14 protein-coding genes are annotated in these 17,240 nt (G+C 73.3%); 1 reads left to right on the top strand and 13 read right to left on the bottom strand.

The genetic code is table 11. The features are described 5' to 3' along the window. Positions 1-66: 66 nt before the first annotated feature. The 12 genes from VMF51_RS15235 to VMF51_RS15180 all read right to left on the bottom strand — a co-directional run bounded on the left by VMF51_RS15235 (position 67) and on the right by VMF51_RS15180 (position 14,027). Positions 67-780, bottom strand: a complete 714-nt coding sequence (locus tag VMF51_RS15235) for an FHA domain-containing protein (protein WP_325475303.1) — start codon at positions 778-780, stop codon at positions 67-69. 8 nt (positions 781-788) lie between these two features. Further along, positions 789-2,066, bottom strand: coding sequence for a VWA domain-containing protein (locus VMF51_RS15230; protein WP_325475302.1), 1,278 nt, complete (start codon positions 2,064-2,066; stop codon positions 789-791). Further along, entirely contained in the window at positions 2,059-3,150 is a 1,092-nt protein-coding gene (locus VMF51_RS15225) for a protein phosphatase 2C domain-containing protein (RefSeq protein ID WP_325475301.1), read from the bottom strand. The genes VMF51_RS15230 and VMF51_RS15225 overlap by 8 nt, the downstream gene beginning before the upstream one ends. Then, positions 3,147-5,513: a serine/threonine-protein kinase gene (locus tag VMF51_RS15220; protein ID WP_325475300.1), complete on the bottom strand. Its 2,367-nt coding sequence runs from the start codon at positions 5,511-5,513 to the stop codon at positions 3,147-3,149. The genes VMF51_RS15225 and VMF51_RS15220 overlap by 4 nt, the downstream gene beginning before the upstream one ends. Next, positions 5,510-6,622 (bottom strand): hypothetical protein, encoded by a 1,113-nt coding sequence (locus tag VMF51_RS15215; RefSeq protein WP_325475299.1) that lies wholly within the window; start codon positions 6,620-6,622, stop codon positions 5,510-5,512. The genes VMF51_RS15220 and VMF51_RS15215 overlap by 4 nt, the downstream gene beginning before the upstream one ends. Before the next feature lie 4 nt (positions 6,623-6,626). Continuing rightward, on the bottom strand, positions 6,627-7,607 hold the full coding sequence (locus VMF51_RS15210) for a glutamate ABC transporter substrate-binding protein (protein ID WP_325475298.1): 981 nt from the start codon (positions 7,605-7,607) through the stop codon (positions 6,627-6,629). Next, entirely contained in the window at positions 7,604-8,899 is a 1,296-nt protein-coding gene (locus tag VMF51_RS15205) for a hypothetical protein (RefSeq protein ID WP_325475297.1), read from the bottom strand. The genes VMF51_RS15210 and VMF51_RS15205 overlap by 4 nt, the downstream gene beginning before the upstream one ends. Continuing rightward, positions 8,896-10,422, bottom strand: a complete 1,527-nt coding sequence (locus tag VMF51_RS15200; protein WP_325475296.1) for an AAA family ATPase — start codon at positions 10,420-10,422, stop codon at positions 8,896-8,898. Before VMF51_RS15200 ends, VMF51_RS15205 begins: the two co-directional genes overlap by 4 nt. Beyond that, positions 10,422-10,922, bottom strand: a complete 501-nt coding sequence (locus VMF51_RS15195; RefSeq protein WP_325475295.1) for a hypothetical protein — start codon at positions 10,920-10,922, stop codon at positions 10,422-10,424. The genes VMF51_RS15200 and VMF51_RS15195 overlap by 1 nt, the downstream gene beginning before the upstream one ends. 8 nt (positions 10,923-10,930) lie before the next feature. Beyond that, positions 10,931-12,181 (bottom strand): toxic anion resistance protein, encoded by a 1,251-nt coding sequence (locus VMF51_RS15190; protein WP_325475294.1) that lies wholly within the window; start codon positions 12,179-12,181, stop codon positions 10,931-10,933. 74 nt (positions 12,182-12,255) lie between these two features. Further along, positions 12,256-13,353, bottom strand: coding sequence for an NAD(P)H-binding protein (locus VMF51_RS15185; protein ID WP_325475293.1), 1,098 nt, complete (start codon positions 13,351-13,353; stop codon positions 12,256-12,258). Between the two features lie 20 nt (positions 13,354-13,373). Beyond that, the gene (locus VMF51_RS15180; protein WP_325475292.1) at positions 13,374-14,027 is read right to left on the bottom strand and encodes a hypothetical protein; all 654 of its coding nucleotides are present in this window, start codon (positions 14,025-14,027) and stop codon (positions 13,374-13,376) included. Between the two features lie 62 nt (positions 14,028-14,089). On the opposite strand from VMF51_RS15180, the gene VMF51_RS15175 reads away from it, so the two are divergent. Further along, positions 14,090-15,523 carry a PLP-dependent aminotransferase family protein gene (locus VMF51_RS15175; RefSeq protein WP_325475291.1) on the top strand — a complete coding sequence of 478 codons (1,434 nt, stop codon included), beginning with the start codon at positions 14,090-14,092 and terminating at the stop codon, positions 15,521-15,523. 26 nt (positions 15,524-15,549) lie between these two features. Here VMF51_RS15175 and VMF51_RS15170 read toward each other — a convergent pair whose 3' ends face one another. Then, positions 15,550-17,184 (bottom strand): methyl-accepting chemotaxis protein, encoded by a 1,635-nt coding sequence (locus VMF51_RS15170; RefSeq protein ID WP_325475290.1) that lies wholly within the window; start codon positions 17,182-17,184, stop codon positions 15,550-15,552. Positions 17,185-17,240 lie beyond the last annotated feature (56 nt).

Raw genomic sequence — 17,240 nt, 5'->3', positions numbered from 1 at the left:
CGACGCTGTGTCAGCAAGTTCTGCCGACTCGACGCGCAAGTTCTGCCGACTCGGCGGGTGGGTGGGTCAGAGCTCGCCGGGGGTGGCGCGGCGGACGACGATGCGGGTCCAGGCGCCGAGGTAGACCCGGTCGTCGGGCATGATCTCCTGCTTCTGGCCCGGGGGCACCGGGGCGGTCGGGAGGCCGCCGACGGCGTCGCCGACGTACGTGCCGTTCGAGGAACCGAGGTCCTCGACGAACCAGCGCGAGCCGTCGGTGGTCAGCTGGGCGTGCCGGCGGCTGATGCCGTTGTCGGAGGACAGGTCGATGTCGGGGCTGATGTTGCGGCTGCGCGAGACCCGGCCGATCAGGACCGAGGTGGTCCGCAGCGGGACGACGAGCGGCAGGCCCGGCGAGGGCAGCGGGTCGGTCGACTTCTGGTCGGCGTACCAGTCCGGGTCGATCCAGACCTCGGCCACCCACGCGTCCGCGAGCGGCGGGGCGGGGCTCGCCGCCTCGGAGGGTACGACGGGGGCGGCGATCGTCGCCGCGGCCTCCTCGGCCGGCGGCGGCGTGAGCGGGCGCGGCATCGAGCCGGTGGTGAAGTCGTAGCCGCAGGCCTCGCAGAACAGCGCGTTGGCGGGGTTGGCCGCACCGCAGCTGGGGCAGGCCCCGTCGGCGGGCGCGTCCGCGGCGGCGTCCGCGGCCGCCGGGGCGTCGGCCGGTGCGGCGCCCATGGCGAGCCCGCAGACGTCGCAGTAGTCGGTGGCGCCCGACTCGTGGCCGGCGGGACAGCGCATCGTCGAGCTCACTTCTTGATCCGCGTGGTCTTGGTGGAGGCGGTGTCGAGCGCCATCTCGTCGGCCTTGTCGACCGCGCGCTTGAGCCGAACGGTGCCCTCCTTCTCGTCGTCGATGTCGACGACCTTGCGCAGCTTGGAGGTGGCCTCCTCGTTGCCGGTCTCGGCGGCGAGCTGGACCGCCCGGCCCAGCTTGGTGGTGGCCGTCGCCTCGTCGCCGCCGGCCTTGGCCGCCAGGCCCTCCTGGATCATCGACGCCAGCTCGGTCTGGCCCGTGTAGTGGGCGACCTGCTGGTCGATGCGGGCGGTCAGGCCGGAGTCGCCGGACCAGGTCGCCTTGACCAGCCCCTGGGCCACGACCTCGTCACCGACCGCGAGCTGGACCCGGGCGGCGAGCTGCTCCTGCCCGATCGCCTTGGCGGCGACCCGGACCGCGACGTGGTAGTCACGCGACTCGTCGGACCAGGCGCCGGTGGGGTACGCGCCGGTGAGCGGGTTGATCTCGGTCCGGCGGGCGGTGAGGTCCTCGACCGAAGGGGAGACCTGACGCACGAAGAGGACCTGCGCACCCTGCGGCGCCCAGATCCGCAGCTGCGCGTCGGCGACGCCGCGCGACATGGCGGCGCGCATGATCGCCTCGAACTGCGCCTGCATCTGGTCGGGCTTCGGGATGATGTCGACGGTGCCGAGCAGCGCCTGGGCGATCCGGCGGATCTCGTCGACCTGCCAGTCGGTGCCCGCTCCGCGGCAGTCGCACTGGAAGTAGCCGGTGGCCCGCTTGATCGCCGCGTCCAGGGAGCCGGGCTGCTCGCGGTTCTCCCCGTCGGTCAGCAGCAGCGCGTGCCGCTGGGTGACCGCGGGGACCGAGGCGAAGAGGGTCCCCGCCAGGTCGAGCCAGGTGCTGATGGCGGTGCCGCCCGAGCCGCGGAAGTTGGCGATGGCCGCGCTGGCGGCCGCCCGGCTGCCGGCGTCCATCGGCACCATGCCCGGACCGGAGGAGACCTGCGGGAAGGCCAGCATCGCGCGGTCGGAGCCGGCGATGACGGCGAAGTAGGTGCCGTCGACGATCTCGGCGAGAGCGGCCTGCGCCGCCTGCTTCGCTGCGGCCATCGTCTGCGGCCCCATCGAGCCGGAGGTGTCCACGATGATGATCTCGCCCGCGGCCCCGGCCCCGGTCCGCCCCGCGGTGCCGGCGCCCGAGCAGGTGACCGTGACGATGGCGTTCACGTCGGTCCCGCCGTCCGGCAGGAACTCGTTCTGGTAGACGGCGGCGGTGAACTCAGCCATGGGACTCCTCCTGCTCGGTGGTGCGCGTGGGATCGAAGCGTGCCAGCGCGACGGTGATGTTGTCCTGCCCACCCTGCGCGTTGGCGAACGCCACCAGGGCCAGGGCCAGCTCCGCGGGTACGGCGGTGCCGGCGGCCGCGACCTGCGCGGCGAGCGAGTCGGGCTCGGAAGCGTAGTTCCACAGCCCGTCGGAGCAGACCAGCACCCAGCCGGGTGTGTCGAGCTCCAGGGTCCCGAGCCGCGGCGCGATCTCGGGCGCGTCCCGGCCGAGCCAGCGGGTGATCGCGTGGGCCTGCGGCCCGCTCTCGGCCTCGGCACGCGACATCCCGGCCTCGATGTGCATCTGGGCCGCGGAGTCGTCGACGCTGAGCTGGCTGCCCGGCCCACCGTCGGGCAGCCAGTAGACCCGCGAGTCGCCGATGTTGGCGTGGGCGAGCACGCCGCCCTCGAGCACCGCCACGGCGTACGTCGCCGACGCGGGGTTGGCCGACGCGGGGTCGGTCGTCTCGACCACCGCCTCGTTCGCGGCGACGGCCGCGTCGGTCAGCACCTTCGTGACGGCGGCGACCCGGCTCTCCGGCGTACCCATCCCCCGCGGCAGCGGCGTCCGCAGCACCTCGCGCGCGGCCCGGGCTCCGGCGAGCGACGCGACGTCGGAGTCGATGGAGTTCGAGACGCCGTCGAGCACCACCAGCACGGCGCGCTCCCCCGGCGTGGCCGAGGCCAGCAGCGCCATCGCGTCCTCGTTGCGGCGATGCCGGATCCCGCGGTCGCAGACGCCCGCCACCCACGGGGCGGGATCCTCGCGGAAGTGGTCGCGCTCGCTGGGCGCCTTGGTGCCGCAGACCTCGCAGTAGCCGTCCTCACCGACCGTGCCCCCGCAGGACAGGCAGGCTCGCACGGGGGTGGGCGGCGGCGCCGCCGGGGTGCGGTACGTCGGCGCGCTGATCGGCGCGAGCTCGTCGATCTCCGCCGTGGTCGGTGCCGCGGGCGCCGCACCGCCGAGGGCGGCCCCGCACTCCTCGCAGAACCGGGCCTCCTGCGGGACGGCGGCCCCGCAGGCGGGGCAGGTGGTGGTGCTCACGTCAGCGTCCAGCTCCTCACGGCGTTCGCCTGGTTGACCAGCGAGATCCGGTCCTGGAGCAGCGGCGCCTCGCGGGCCAGTGCCCGGTAGGCGGTCTCCAGGCCCGAGCGCAGCCCGGCCTCGCTCGCGTCGTGTCCCCCGACCTGCTGCCCGGCCGGAGCGGAGCCGACGCCCGAGGTCACGGCCGCGAGCGCCTCGGTCAGGATCCGCACGGTGTAGCGCTGCTTGGCGCTGGGGTCCATCGACACCGACTCGATGGACCGCATCGCCTGGTCGAGGACGGCGAGATCCGAGCCACCGCCCGCGAGCAGCACCTCGGCCCGAAGCTGGCGGCTCTCGGGGTAGCCGCGGCTGGTCTTCGGCACCATGTCGAGCGCGGCCACCGCCCCCGCGGTGTCGCCGCGCTCGGCCCGGACGCGGGCCATGCCGAAGGCGGCGGGGGCGACGTACGTCGCGTCCGTGGCGGCGCAGGTGGCGTACAGGCCCTCGGCCACCTCCGGGAGGCCGCCGCGCTCGCACGCGACGGCCAGCGCCAGCTTGGGCGCGAGCTCCCCCGGCACCTGCTGGTAGACCGCGCTGAACGCGGCCTGGGCGGCCTGCCAGTCCTCCTGCTGGAGGTAGGCCAGCCCGTCGAACCACAGCGCCCGCCAGTCCCACGGATCGACCGCGAGCAGCTCGGCGGCGTGCGCGTGCGCGCGGGCCGCGTCCTGCAGGTCGAGGGCCGCGTGAGCCCGCGCGAGCAGCACCTCGGCCGTGTCCTCCGGCGCCTGCGACAGGTTGGCCAGCCGCTCCTCGGGGTCGGTCGCACCGACGGTCGCGACGAAGGCGTGCTGGGCGTCGGTGGTGTCCGGGCGCAGGTCCGGCAGCGCGGACCAGCCGAGCACGGAGGTCGACGTCGCCGGCGACTCGAACAGCACGGACGCCGACGAGGTCAGCGCGGTGCCGCTGGTGCGCGCGGCGACGACCTCGCGCAGCACGCCGATCAGCTGGGCGCGCAGCTCGTCGGCCGACGCGAACCGGTCGGCCGGGTCGGGCGCGCAGCACTTCGCGATCAGCCAGTAGAGCGAGTCGTACCGCTGGAACAGCGGGGTCGTCTCCGGCGGCGGCAGGGTGTGCAGGTAGGTGCCCTGGTAGCCGCGGAACTCCATGCACAGCACGACCAGCGTCCGGCCGAGCGTGTAGACGTCCGAGGCGACGCTCGGACCCACCTCGGCCACCTCCGGCGCCTGGTAGCCGACGGTGCCGTAGATGGCGGAGTCCTCGTCGTCGATGCGTCGTACGCCGCCGAGGTCGATCAGCTTCACCGCGTCCCCGACCTGGATCAGGTTGTCGGGCTTGAAGTCGCAGTAGACGAGTCCGAGGTCGTGGAGGTACTGGAAGGCGGGCAGCACCTCCAGCAGGTACGCCAGCGCCTGGTCGACCGGGAGGGCGTCGTACACGCCGTTGTTGTCGGCCATCCGCGCCTTGAGGATCTGCTTGAGCGACTTGCCGCCGACGTACTCCATGACGATGTAGCCGGCACCCTCGTGGGTGACGAAGTTGTAGATCTCGACGATCAGCGGGTGCTCGACCTTCGCGAGGAACTGCTGCTCGGCGATGGCCGCGGCGAGCGCGTCGGGGTCGCCGGAGTTGAGCAGGCCCTTGAGGACCACCCAGCGGTCGGAGACGTTCTTGTCGCGGGCGAGGTAGATCCAGCCGAGGCCGCCGTGGGCGATGGCGCCGACGACCTCGTACTGCCCGGCGACCAGGTCGCCCGGGTGCAGCTTCGGGGTGAACGAGAACGGCTGACCGCACTGCGGGCAGAAGCCCTCGGTGCGCCCCGGACGGCCGTCGACGGTGCGGCCGATCGCGTTGCCGCACTTGGAACAGGTGCGCTTGTCCTCGGGCACCTGCGGGTTCGGCTGGATCGCCTTGCTGGCGTCGACCGCCGGAGCGGGAGGTACGACGGTGAGGCCCGCGCCCAGCCGCGCCGCTCGCATCCGCTGGGAGCCCGTGCGCGTACGGCGGGTGCTCGACGTGCCCGACGACTGCGCGAGCCGGGAGCCGATCGCGGCGGAGCGGACGCTCGCGGCGGCGGTGGCGACCGAGACCTCGCCGCTCATCGGCGCGACCTCACCGGCGACGGCGGGCGCGGCGCCGACCGAGGCCGCCGGCGAGCCGCAGACGTCGCAGTAGCCGTCGAGGATCTTGCCGGTGCACCCGGGCTGCGTGCAGGGCGAGCCGTCGGCGGTCGCGGCGACCGACGCGGCGGGGGCGGGGCCGGCGCTCGCGGCGGCCGCTCCCCCGGGCTCGGCGGCCATGCCGCAGACGTCGCAGTAGCCGTCGAGGATGCTCCCGGTGCAGCCGGGCTGAGCGCACTTCATGCCGTCTCCTTCAGGAGCTGGTCGAGCCAGGTGGAGTAGGTGCCGACGAGCGAGCGGGCGACCGGCACGGGCACCGGCTCGCGGGCGAGGACGTCGCGCGCCTGCCGCTCGCTGGCGGCCAGGTCGGGCTGGTCGGCGAGCCCGTGGGCGCTCGCCTTGGCGCGCAGGGCGTCGAGCAGGTCGACCAGCTGGGTGAGGTCGGCGAGCGCGCCGGCGTACTTCTCCTCGACGAGGGCGAACGCCTGCTCCACGCGGTGCAGCTTGGCGACGTGGGCCTCGATCGCCTCCACGGTGTTGGGCACGGCACCGAGGTTGGACACGTCGGGTACGGCGTAGCGCGGCGCCGGGTCGACCTTGCGCACGCAGCGCTCGGCGAGGGTGCGCAGGGCGGCCTCGCGGGCCTCGAGGTCGGTCTGCAGCTCGCGGGCGTCATCCAGCAGGCCGCGGGCCTCGCGGCGCCTGGCGTTGCCGACGATCAGGTCGCGCTCGAAGGTCGCGGCCTCCTGCTCCAGCGGACCGAGCAGGCCGCCGACGTCGGCGCCGCGCTGGGCGCGGGCGGTGACGTCGGAGAGCCGGGCCATCAGCGACGCCAGCCGGTCGACGGCCGCGTCGCGGCCGAGCGCCGGCTCCAGCGCGACCTGGTCGCGCAGCCGCTCCAGCTGGGCACGGAGCTCCTTGACCCGTGCCGCCGCGGCGTCGGCCCCGGGCGCGAGGGCGAGTGCGGCCCGGAGCTGGCTGACCAGGGCGTCGGAGAGCCGGCAGGCCTCGGGAAGCGAGGTGCCGCCCCCGGCGTCCCCCACGGTGGAGTCGAGCCGGCCCCAGACCAACGCGGTGATCCGCTCCCGTTCGGGCTGGCCGACCCGGCCGCCGTCCCAGGTCGCCCACATCAGCTGCCACCGGTCCGAGACGGCCTTCCACATCGCCAGCGCGAGCGCCATGTCGCCGGCGACCTCGGCCCCGCGCTGCGCGGCCAGCGCCGCCGCATCGAGCTCGTCGAGCTCGACCTTGCGCCCGCGCACCCAGGCGTCGAGGTCGTTCAGGTACGCCTGCAGCGCCGCCGGCTCCGGGGCGGAGCCGAGCGGGCCGGGCGGGGCGGGGGCGGGGGTCATGCGGTCACCGGCCGTAGACCGGCTCCGGCTGCACGCCCTTCGCCGGTGCGAGCGGCTTGGCGAGCCAGGTGTCGTACGACGCCTGCCAGCGACCGTCGCGCCGCATGTCCTCCAGCGTCCGGTTGATCAGCCGGACCAGGTCCACGTCGTCGCTGTTGGTGGCGATGCCGTAGGGCTCCTGGGTGAGGAAGGGAGTGTCGAGCACAATCGCATACGGGTCCTGCGCCGCCAGGCCGGCGAGCACGGTGTCGTCGGTGCTGACCCCGTCGGCCTCGCCGTTCTGGAAGAGGATCATGCAGGCCGAGTTGTCGGTGGACTCCACCGGCTTCGCGGCCGGCTGGATCTTCTGGATGTTCGCGATGCTGGTGGTGCCCGCCGGCGCGCAGATCCGCTTGTCGGCGAGGTCGGCGATCGTCTCGATCCCGGCGTCCTTGCCCACCAGCACCTTCTGCCCGGCGTCGTAGTAGACCTGGGAGAAGGCGACGTCCTGCCAGCGGTCGCAGTTGACCGTCATGTTCCGCGCCACGATGTCGATATCGCCGTCGACCAAGAACGGAATCCGGTCGGCCGCCGTGATCACGCGCAGCTCGACCCGGTCGCGGATGACCTGCTTCAGGCTCTCGTCGGGCCAGATCGCCTGGGCGATCGCGTTGACCATGTCGATGTCGAAGCCCTCGATCACGCCGGTGCCGGCGTTGCGGGCGCCGAGCAGGTTGGTGTCGGCGGCGATGCCGGCCACGAGCCGGCCGTTCTGGCGGATGCGCGCCACGGCGTCGCCGTCGACGGTGCCGTCGGCCGGGTCGAACGACCGGACCTGGCTGCCGTCGTTCTCGCAGGGCACGTTGTCGTCCGAGGGGTTCGGCGCGGCCGCGCCCGACGTCTCGTCGTCGGGCTCGGGCACGACCGTGGCGTCGTACCCCCCGCACCCGGCCAGCACCAGCCCGGCCAGCACCAGGCCCAGGGCCTGCGTCGTCCGCCGCCTCATGCGTACTCCCTCCGTCGGGTGCCGATGCCGCGACTGGCGGCGAAGGCCGCCACCAGGGCACCGAGCGCGGTCAGCACCACCAGGATGATCGAGAAGGCCCCACCGTCCCGGAATCCGTCGGCCGCCTCGGTGCCGTTGACCTCCGCCTCCGCGGCCGCGCTCGCGTCGACCGCGTCGAGCAGGTCGGTGGCCGAGCCGTCGTCGGTCGAGGTCGCCAGGGCGACCGCGCCGTCCCAGTCGCCGGCCTCGTCGGCGTCGCGGATCGCCTCGTGCTGGTCCGCGTAGGCCTGCCACTGGTCGAGCGTCAGGCCGTCGGCCGACTCCTCCACGATGTCCGCCTGCCGGACCCACTCCTTCTCGTAGGTCGCGCCCGCCCCCCGGTTGACCAGGCCCAGGCTCTCGACGGCCTTGGCGTTGTTGGCGGCCGTGCGGGCGGTGGCCGCGTCGACGGCCGCCTCGTAGTGACCGTCCTGCAGGCCCTCGTTGCCGTTGTGCTCGGCCTGGGCGTGCGCGGCCGTCGCCAGCGTGAGCCCGGCGACCACGAGCGCGGCGACGACCAGCCCGACGTTGAAGCGGCGGTGGAAGCGCCGTGCGATCTGCCGGTTGACCACGACGAGGACGACCAGCGCCGCGATCCCGCAGAGCAGCAGCCAGACCGGGCTCTGCCCGTCCATCTCGCCGGTGGCCCGCTCGGCGTTCGCGTCGGCGAGCGCCTGGGTGATCGGCAGGGCCTCGTCGCGCAGGGCCTTGCCCGCCTGGTTGAGGTAGGCGATGCCGATCACGAGCTGTTGGCGGTTGTAGTCCCGCGCCTGCGCCACCGAGGTGGTGTACGACGCGACCGCGGCGTTCAGGTCGGCCAGCACCTCGCGGTCGGCCGGCTGGGCCTCGGCGGCGTCGGTGATCAGGCGCAGCGCGGTGTCGATCGAGCTGTCGTACTCGGCCCGGGCGTCGGCGGGCTCCAGCCCGCCGACCAGGTAGGAGTTCGTGGCGATGGCGTCGGCCCGCAGCAGCAGGGACTGGATCTGCTGGACGCGCACGACCTGCTCGGTGTTGGCGGCGGCGCGGCCGTTGGCCTGCCAGGACAGCACCTGCAGCACGGCAGCGACGGCGCCGAAGAGCACGCACGCGACGACGGCGAGCACCTGGAGCCGGTTGAGCAGGCTCGGCACGTTCTCCGACAGGTCACGCCCGCCCGCCGTCGCCGCGACAGGCGGAGCGGGTGCTGCCACGGTCGCGGTGGGCCGCATCGCCGGGGTCTGGCTGGGTGCCGGTGCTCCGGCCGTCTGCGTCACGCCGTCTCCTCCTGCTCGGCCGGACCGGTGTCTTCCCCGTCGAGGAACGGGTCAACCACGCCGGGGTCGGTGGGCTGGACCGGTGCCTCGAGCGGCTCGGTCTCCAGGTCGTCGGGGTGCAGCGTGCGCAGCTGCTCCAGCGTCGGCTGCTCGACCTCGCGCAGCCGCCAGGCGTGCCGGCCGATCGCCGCCTCGAGCACGTTGCGGACGTAGCGCGCGTTGCCGAAGGTCGGGCCGCGCCCGACGCCCGCGAGGATCTCCCGCAGGCGGTCCAGGACGGCCTCGTCGAGGTCGTACTCGGCGGAGCGCGCCATCGCAGCGAAGATGTCGGCGAGCTCGCCGTCGGTGTAGTCGACGAAGTCGATGGTGGTGCGGAAGCGGCTCTCGAGGCCGGGGTTCTGGCCGACGAAGACCTGCATCGGGACGGGGTAGCCGGCGACGATGACGACGAGGTCGTCGCGCTTGTCCTCCATCTCCTTGACCAGCGTGTCGACGGCCTCCTGGCCGTACTGGTCGCCGGCCAGCGCGTAGGCCTCGTCGATGAACAGCACGCCGCCCTCGGCGGACTTCACGACCTCGGCGGTCTTCATCGCGGTCTGGCCGAGGTAGCCGGCCACCAGCTCGGAACGGTCGACCTCGATCAGCTGTCCCTTCGAGAGCAGCCCGAGCGCGCGGTAGATGCCCGCGACCAGGCGCGCCACGGTGGTCTTGCCCGTGCCGGGGTTGCCGTTGAAGATCATGTGCCGGGTGATGGTCGGTGCCTTCAGCCCGGCCTGCTGACGCAGCCCCTCGACGCGGAGCACGGCCGCCTGGCGGTGGATCTCGGCCTTCACGTCGGCCAGCCCGACCAGCGCGTCGAGCTCCGCGAGCAGCTCCTCGACGCTCTTCGGCTCCTCCTCCGGCTCCGGCTCGGGCTCCTCCGCGGCCGGCGCGGGCTCGGCGGGTGCGGCCTGGACCGGCGCCGGACCCGCGGGCTCGAGCGGCTGGGACGGCTCGGTCGGCGCCTGCAGGCCGGCGAGGTCGAGGCCCCCCGCGAGCTTGCGCTGGATGGTGCCGAGCTGGCTCAGCAGGCTGCGGGTGACCTCGTCGCCGACCCCGGGGACGGGCTGCCGCTCGGCACCCGGCAGCGGTCCGGGCGCGCCCTCCCCGAGCTGGGCGGCGGCCGCGGTGGCGGCGTTGCCCACGGTGCGGGGGTTCTGCTCGCCCAGCGAGGTCGCGGCGAAGGCCACGTCCGCCAGGGCCTGGGCGTACGCCGGCGCGTGCGGTGAGCGGGTCAGCTGGAGCTGGCCCATGCTCGGCGTCGGGGCGACGCGGTAGCGCCGGCCGCGGGAGGCGGCGTCCATGAAGTCGTCGGCCGACGCAGCGCGCCCGGTCTGGGCGGACCAGTCGACGAACGCCCCCTTGGCGGCCTCGGACACGGTGGCGGCCAGCGCCTCCCCCTCGGCGCGGGCGACGGCGGGCTCGACCCCGGCGCGGGCAGCGGCCTCGGCGAGAGCGGCGAGCGCCGCGGACAGATCGGTCATCAGGAGGATCCCAGCGTCATGTCGGTGCCGGTGGACGGCCCGAACTTGGCCTGCAGGAACATGCCGTGCGCGACCAGCGCCTGGGCGTCGGCACGGTTGGCGGCGTCGAGGATCTTGTCCATCGTCGAGGCCAGCAGCTCGAGCTGGTCGACGAGCACCATCAGCGACGTCTTGTAGCCGTCGATGGGCCGGGTGTCGGCCCACTCCCGCGGCAGCCGGAGATATCCCCCGACGGCCTCGGGCAGGTAGTTCGTCGCGGTCGCGACGACCGAGTAGCTGTCGGCCGAGCCCGCGCCGAGGTGGCGCAGCCGGGGCAGCGTGTCGTTGATCGTCCGCGCGATCCGGCGTACCCGCGAGATGACGAGGGGCGGCGCGCCGCCCTCGACGAGCATCGCGTTGACGCGGTTGAGCGAGGCGAGGATGTCCTGCTCCGTCGGCGGCGCAGGTACGACGACGGCCGGCTCCTCCCTCCGGCGCCCGAACCACGACCTGAGGCCCATGCGGTGCCTCAGCGGGTGGGCAGCGTGGACAGGTCGAGCGAGCCCGCGGCGTTGCGGGCGTCGTGGGCCTGGACCCGGTCGAGGTAGGCCTTCGACTTGTCGACCTCGGCCCCGAGGACGCCGATCGTCTGCGCCATCGAGTCGAGGGCCTTCAGCTTGAACTCGTCGATGGAGTCCATGGTCGCGTAGATGTTCTGGAACGCGGCCTGCAGCTGCTCCATGCCGATCGTCGAGGACGCGGCCTGCTCCTGGATGGCCGCGGAGTTCTCGCGGAGCATCTCGGAGGTGCGCTGGATCATCCCCGACGTGGTGGTGTTGAGCGCGGTGATCTGGTCCAGGACGAGCTTCTGGTTGCCGAGCGCCTGGGCGACGATGACCGCGGTGCGCAGCGCCGAGATCGTGGTCGTGGACGCCCGGTCGACGCCCTTGATGAGCTCGATGTTGTTCTTGATGATGATGTCGATCGCCAGGTAGCTCTGGATCGACACCGCCAGCTGGGTGAGCAGGTCCTGGTGCTTCTGGCGGACGTAGAACAGCACGTCCTGGCTGAGCGCCTTGGCCGCCTCGGGATCCGACAGCTCCAGCTCCGCGATCCGCGCCGCGAGCTTCGCATTGAGCCGCTCGGCGACGTAGACGTACTGGTTGAGCCGCCCCATGGTCGCCCACAGGTTCGTCTTCTCCAGGTTGAGCGCGACGTTGTCCTTGGTCAGCTCGTCCTGGCCGTTGCGCAGGCTGTGCAGGATGCCGTTGAGCTGGGACTGGGCCGACTGGTACTTGCGGAAGTAGTCGGTCACCTTGTCGCCGAACGGCAGGAACCCGAGCAGCTTCTTCGAACCGGTCGCCTCGCTGGGGTCGAGGTCCTCGACCGTGCGGCGCAGCTCCAGCAGGGTCTTGCCGACCTCGGAGCCCTGGGCGATGCCGCCCTCCTTCAGCGCCCGCACCGGCTGCTCGAGCATCCGGTTCGAGGTCTCGGCCGCCTTGCGGATGTCGGCGTCGCCCATCGTGCGCACGCTCTCGGCCTGGGCCGCGAACTCCGGGCTGCCCGCCTGTGCGGTGCCGAGGGCGGTCAGGAACGACTCGACCTTGGCGTCCAGCTCCGGCAGCACCTCCGCCGAGACCTGGGGCGCCATCTTCGGCGCGGCCGTCGCCGCGACCGGGGCCGGGGCCTCGGGCGCGGTCAGCGTGAGGACCGGCTCCGGCGGCGCGAGGGGCGCCACGGCGGCCGCGCTCGGGTCAGGTTCTCCGGTGGGTGTGGTCATGGCATCTCCCGGCGACGTCGATGGCTCCTGCGAGCCGCATGCGCGCAGTCTGACATGCCCTTCCGAGCGACTGCTCAGATATCTGTCGGCATGACGTTCGTGCCGTTCTTCATCCGCTCGCGGAAGCTGCCGGTCGGGAACTCCCGGTCCTTCAGCTTGCCCATGAACTCGCGCAGCGTGCGCTCGCCGTACACCGGGGCGACGTGGTCGACGACGGACCAGTACTTCGCGGCCTCGAGGTAGAACGCGACCGGCTTGAGCTGCTTGCTGACCTTGCCGAGCCGGGTGAGGCGGGCGATCTTCTTGTCCCACGTCTTCATGGTCACGACCTCCCACTGCGGGTCGCGGCCGGTGACGTCGAACATCATCTGGCCCGCGCCCTTGAGGGTGACGGTGTTGTCGGGCGTCCACGGGCCGCCGACGGGGAGCACCCGGCCGAACGAGTCCTGGTTGAGCACCTGGTTGACGATGAACTCGGCGAGGTCCTCGCGGGCGATCGGGTTGACCACGTTGTACTCGCCGTGGTCGAAGATCCGGTAGGCCAGGCCGTTCTTCACGTCGCCGAAGGTCGCCGACAGGTAGGGGAAGTACGCCGTGGGGCGCACGATCGTCCACGGCAGGGCGCCGTGGTGCTGGCCCATGAGCTCGCCCTCGACCTGGAGCTTGTAGACCTGCGGGATCAGCTCGGGGCGGTAGGCGCCGAAGTCGCTGATCTGGATGAACTGCTTGACGTCGTGGGCGACGGCGGCCTTGATGCCGTTGACGACGGCCTCGTGGTCGACCTCGCGGCACTCCTCGGCGTCGTTGGGCTTGCGGCCGCTCAACAGCGAGATCACGACGTCGGTCGGTGCGGCGGCGACCGCGTTCAGCACGTCGGCGGCCCGGGTCGCGTCGCCGACGACGATCTCGGCGTCGGCGTACTCGGGCTCGTTCTTGGTCTCCGCCTTGCGGGCCAGCACGACCGGCCGGTAGCCGCGGCGGGCGAGCTCGGGGACGAGCGCCCGGCCGATGTAGCCGGTGCCGCCCAGCACCAGGACGCGCTCGCCGTTGCCGGTGCCCGCCGGGCCGGTGACGTACGTCGTGGACTCGCTCGCGTGCAGGCGGGTGATCAGCTCGCGGCTGTGCTGCTGCGCGGCGGAGACGTCGAGGTTCGTGATCGTGCTGAAGGCCATGAATAGATCATATACACGAACTACTCGGAAAGGCGGACCGTCCAGGCAGGAAGCCACAGCTGGGTCAGCGGGCCGATGGCCAGCGCGTAGAGCACCGTGCCGAGGCCGAGGGTGCCGCCGAGGAGCAGACCGACGACCACGACCGCGATCTCCAGGCCCGTGCGCACCAGCCGCAGCGATCCGCCGGTGCGCCGGGCCAGGCCCGTCATCAGGCCGTCGCGCGGGCCGCGGCCGAGCTGGGCGCCGATGTACATGGCCGTCGCGAGGCCGCAGAGCACGATCCCGCCGAGCATCAGGGCGATCCGCAGGACCATCAGGTCGGGGCGGTCCACGGCCCACAGCGTCGCGTCGGCGGCGAACCCCACGACCAGCGCGTTGGAGATCGTGCCGAGGCCGGGTCGCTCGCGCAGCGGGATCCAGGCGAGCAGGACCACGAAGCTCATCACCACGACGGCCTGGCCGAGCGTCAGCGGCACGTGCTGGATCAGGCCGGAGTGCAGCACGTCCCAGGGCGCCAGGCCGAGGTCGCCGCGCACCATCAGCCCGAGGGAGACGCCGTACGCCACGAGGCCGACGTACAGCTGCGGGAGCCGGCGGCCGAGGCGGCCGGCGCGGAGCTGGGCGATCGGGCCGAGGTCGGCGAGCGTGGGCCGGGGCAGGGTCGTGCTGGACATGAGCCCAGTCTGCGGCCTGATTGGACTGGTCTTGAATAGCCAATTCTGGAAGAGTGGCCTGCATGGCCCCGTCCATCTCCGCCGGCCGGGTGGCCACCCTCGCCGGCGCCTTCGACCGCAGCCCGGCGTACGCCGGCCTCGCCGACGCCCTCGTCCTGCTGATCGGCGACGGCCGGATCCAGGCCGACGTACGGCTGCCGAGCGAGCGCGAGCTGACCGAGGCGCTCGGGGTCTCGCGCACCACGGTGACCCGGGCCTACGCGCTGCTGCGCGACGCGGGGTACGCCGAGGCGCGGCAGGGCGCCGGGACCTTCACCCGGGTCCCCGGCGGCCGGGCGCGCGCCCACGACCGCGCACTGCTCCCCCGCCCGGGCGACCTGGACGCCATCGACCTCAACTGCGCCGCCGCGTCCGCACCGCCGGGCCTGCTCACGGCGTACGCCGAGGCCGCCGCCGAGCTGCCGGCCCACCTCGGCGGGCACGGCTACTTCCCCGCCGGCCTGCCCGAGCTGCAGGCCGCGATCGCCCGGACGTACGACGACCGCGGGCTGCCGACCGACCCTGCTCAGATCATGGTCACGGCGGGCGCGCTCTCCGGTGCCGCGGTGGTCGCCCGGGCGCTCACCGGCGCGGGCGACCGGGCACTGGTGGAGTCGCCGGTCTACCCGAACGCGACCGAGGCGATCCGGCTGAGCGGCGCCCGCCTCGTCGAGGCGACGGTCGATCCCGGAGGCTGGGACCTCGGCGCGATCACGGCGACGCTGCGGCAGTCGGCGCCGCGACTGGCGTACCTGATCCCCGACTTCCAGAACCCCACCGGCCACGTGATGACCGACGCGCAGCGCGAGGAGTACGCCGCCGCGCTGCGCCGCACGCGCACCGTCGCCGTGGTCGACGAGGCGCACCAGGCGCTGGCCCTCGACGGGCAGACGATGCCGCGGCCGTTCGCGGCGTACTCCGCGGACACGGTGACCATCGGGTCGGCGAGCAAGAGCTTCTGGGGCGGTCTGCGGCTCGGCTGGATCCGGGCGCCGTACGACGTGATGGAGCGGCTGACCCGCGCCCGGGTCGCGCTCGACCTGGGCGCACCCGTGCTGGAGCAGCTGGTGCTGACCCGGCTGCTCACCGCCGGGCCGGTGCTGCCCGAGCACCTGGAGCGACTGCGCGAGCAGCGCGACGCGCTCGCCGCGGCGGTGCGCGAGCTGCTGCCCGAGTGGCGGTTCCAGCTGCCCGCCGGCGGGCTCGCGATCTGGTGCGAGCTGCCGGCCCCGCTCGCGACCGCCGTGACCGCGGAGGCCGAGCGCCGGGGCGTGATCGTCGCCCCGGGCCCGGTCTTCGCGGTCGGCGGCGGGCTGGACCGGTTCGTCCGGATCCCCTGGACCCGCCCCGCCCCCGAGCTCACGGAGGCCGTGCGCCGGCTCGCGGACGCGTGGGCGGTCGTGCGCGAGCGTCGTACCTCCCCCGGCCGGGGTGCCGGCCGGGTGATGGTGGCCTGAGCCCGCGCCTACCGCCTCTGGCCGGCTCAGACGGTGAACCGCCCGACCAGCTCGCCCAGGTCCTCCGAGAGCCGGGCCAGCTCGCTCGCGGCCTGCTCCGCACGGGCCACGCCCTCGGAGGTGGAGCCCGCCGCCTCGGCGACCCCCGAGATGTTCGCCGCGATCTCGCCCGACGCGGTGGCCGCGTCGCCGACGTTGCGGTTCATCTCGTTGGTGGTCGCCGTCTGCTCCTCGACCGCGGCGGCGATGGTGGCCTGGAAGTCGTTGATCTGACCGATCACCCCCGAGATCTGCTCGATCGCGTCGACCGCCTCGGAGGTGTCGACCTGGATCGCGGCGACCCGCTGGGAGATGTCCTCCGTGGCCCGGGCCGTCTCCTGGGCCAGCTCCTTGACCTCGTTGGCCACGACCGCGAACCCCTTGCCCGCCTCGCCCGCGCGAGCGGCCTCGATGGTGGCGTTGAGCGCGAGCAGGTTCGTCTGCTCGGCGATCGAGGTGATCACCTTGATCACGTTGCCGATCTCGGTGGAGGACTCGCCGAGCTTGGCGACCGTGCCGTTGGTCCGCTCGGTGATCACCACGGCGTCCGAGGCGATCCGGGCCGCGTCGGACGTGCTCTGGGCGATCTCCCGGATCGAGGCGCCCATCTGCTCCGACCCGGCCGCGACCGTCTGGACGTTGCGCGAGACCTGGTCGGCGGCCGCGGTGACCGCCTGGGCCTGGGCGCTGGTCTCCTCGGCCGCCGCCGCGATCTGGCTCGAGGACTCGGCCATCTCGGCGGCCGAGCCGTTGAGGCTGTGGGCCGTCGTGGTGATGCCGCTGACGACGCCGGACATGTTCTCGACGGCGAGGTTGAGCGCCTCCGCCATCTGTCCCGACTCGTCGCGCGAGTGCACCGGCACCCGCGTCGTCAGGTCACCCCGCGAGACGGCCAGCAGCCCGCGCCGTACGGCGTCGAGGCTGCGGGCCACCCGCTGGGAGACCAGCCAGGCGAGCGCGAGGCCGACCAGGAGGGTCAGCACGATGACGATGATGGTCGTGCGCTGGGTGGCGGACCGGGTGTCCTCGATCGCCGTCCGGCTCGCAATCACCTTGTCCTCGACCGCGGCGCGCAGCGCGTCGAGGTTGGTCGAGAGGCTGAAGAAGATGTCCCACTTCGGGCCGCCGGACACCGCGTCGCCCTGGTCGAGCCGCCCGGCGCGCCAGAGCTCGAAGATCTCGTCGTTGTAGCCGAGGTACTCCTGCCAGTCCGACTCGATGGCCGCCAGGCTCGCACGGCCGTCGGCGTTCAGGCTCGCGGTATCGAGGCCGAGGATCTCGCTCTCGAAGCCCTCGACGCCGTCGGTGTAGTTGGCGAGGTTGTCGCCGTCGGGCGCGGCGGCCGCGGCCCCGCCGTCGGTGCGGGCCTTCCAGGCGGTGATGTTCTGCCAGTTGGCCAGCCACAGCAGCTGGTAGCGACCGCGCTCCACCTGCTGCTGGGTCGCCACGGCCTGGCTCCAGTCCTGCTGGCGGGCGTCGATGGTGGAGCCGCCGCGCAGTGCGGTGACCCCGACGACGACCGTGCCGACGACCAGCACCGCGACGATCGCGAAGATCCGCACCCGCAGGCTCAGGTCGTCGAAGGTACGACGCCGGCGCTCGGCCGGTGTCGGAGCATGCATGTCGTTCCCCTGTCCACGAGAGATCGGGGACCCGGTCAGGCCCCTCGCTCCCCCAT

This window comes from Nocardioides sp. (genome assembly GCF_035503875.1).
GTDB lineage: Bacteria > Actinomycetota > Actinomycetes > Propionibacteriales > Nocardioidaceae > Nocardioides.
Note: the sequence above shows the minus strand (reverse complement) of the source record. Positions and strands in the feature narration are given on the sequence as shown.

What these genes read in the sequence shown, in the direction of transcription:
- VMF51_RS15235 (WP_325475303.1), bottom strand. Translation starts at nt 780, where the DNA reads ATGCGCTGTCCCGCCGGCCACGAGTCGGGCGCCACCGACTACTGCGAC.
- VMF51_RS15230 (WP_325475302.1), bottom strand. Translation starts at nt 2,066, where the DNA reads ATGGCTGAGTTCACCGCCGCCGTCTACCAGAACGAGTTCCTGCCGGAC.
- VMF51_RS15220 (WP_325475300.1), bottom strand. Translation starts at nt 5,513, where the DNA reads ATGAAGTGCGCTCAGCCCGGCTGCACCGGGAGCATCCTCGACGGCTAC.
- VMF51_RS15215 (WP_325475299.1), bottom strand. Translation starts at nt 6,622, where the DNA reads ATGACCCCCGCCCCCGCCCCGCCCGGCCCGCTCGGCTCCGCCCCGGAG.
- VMF51_RS15210 (WP_325475298.1), bottom strand. Translation starts at nt 7,607, where the DNA reads ATGAGGCGGCGGACGACGCAGGCCCTGGGCCTGGTGCTGGCCGGGCTG.
- VMF51_RS15200 (WP_325475296.1), bottom strand. Translation starts at nt 10,422, where the DNA reads ATGACCGATCTGTCCGCGGCGCTCGCCGCTCTCGCCGAGGCCGCTGCC.
- VMF51_RS15195 (WP_325475295.1), bottom strand. Translation starts at nt 10,922, where the DNA reads ATGGGCCTCAGGTCGTGGTTCGGGCGCCGGAGGGAGGAGCCGGCCGTC.
- VMF51_RS15190 (WP_325475294.1), bottom strand. Translation starts at nt 12,181, where the DNA reads ATGACCACACCCACCGGAGAACCTGACCCGAGCGCGGCCGCCGTGGCG.
- VMF51_RS15185 (WP_325475293.1), bottom strand. Translation starts at nt 13,353, where the DNA reads ATGGCCTTCAGCACGATCACGAACCTCGACGTCTCCGCCGCGCAGCAG.
- VMF51_RS15180 (WP_325475292.1), bottom strand. Translation starts at nt 14,027, where the DNA reads ATGTCCAGCACGACCCTGCCCCGGCCCACGCTCGCCGACCTCGGCCCG.
- VMF51_RS15175 (WP_325475291.1), top strand. Translation starts at nt 14,090, where the DNA reads ATGGCCCCGTCCATCTCCGCCGGCCGGGTGGCCACCCTCGCCGGCGCC.
- VMF51_RS15170 (WP_325475290.1), bottom strand. Translation starts at nt 17,184, where the DNA reads ATGCATGCTCCGACACCGGCCGAGCGCCGGCGTCGTACCTTCGACGAC.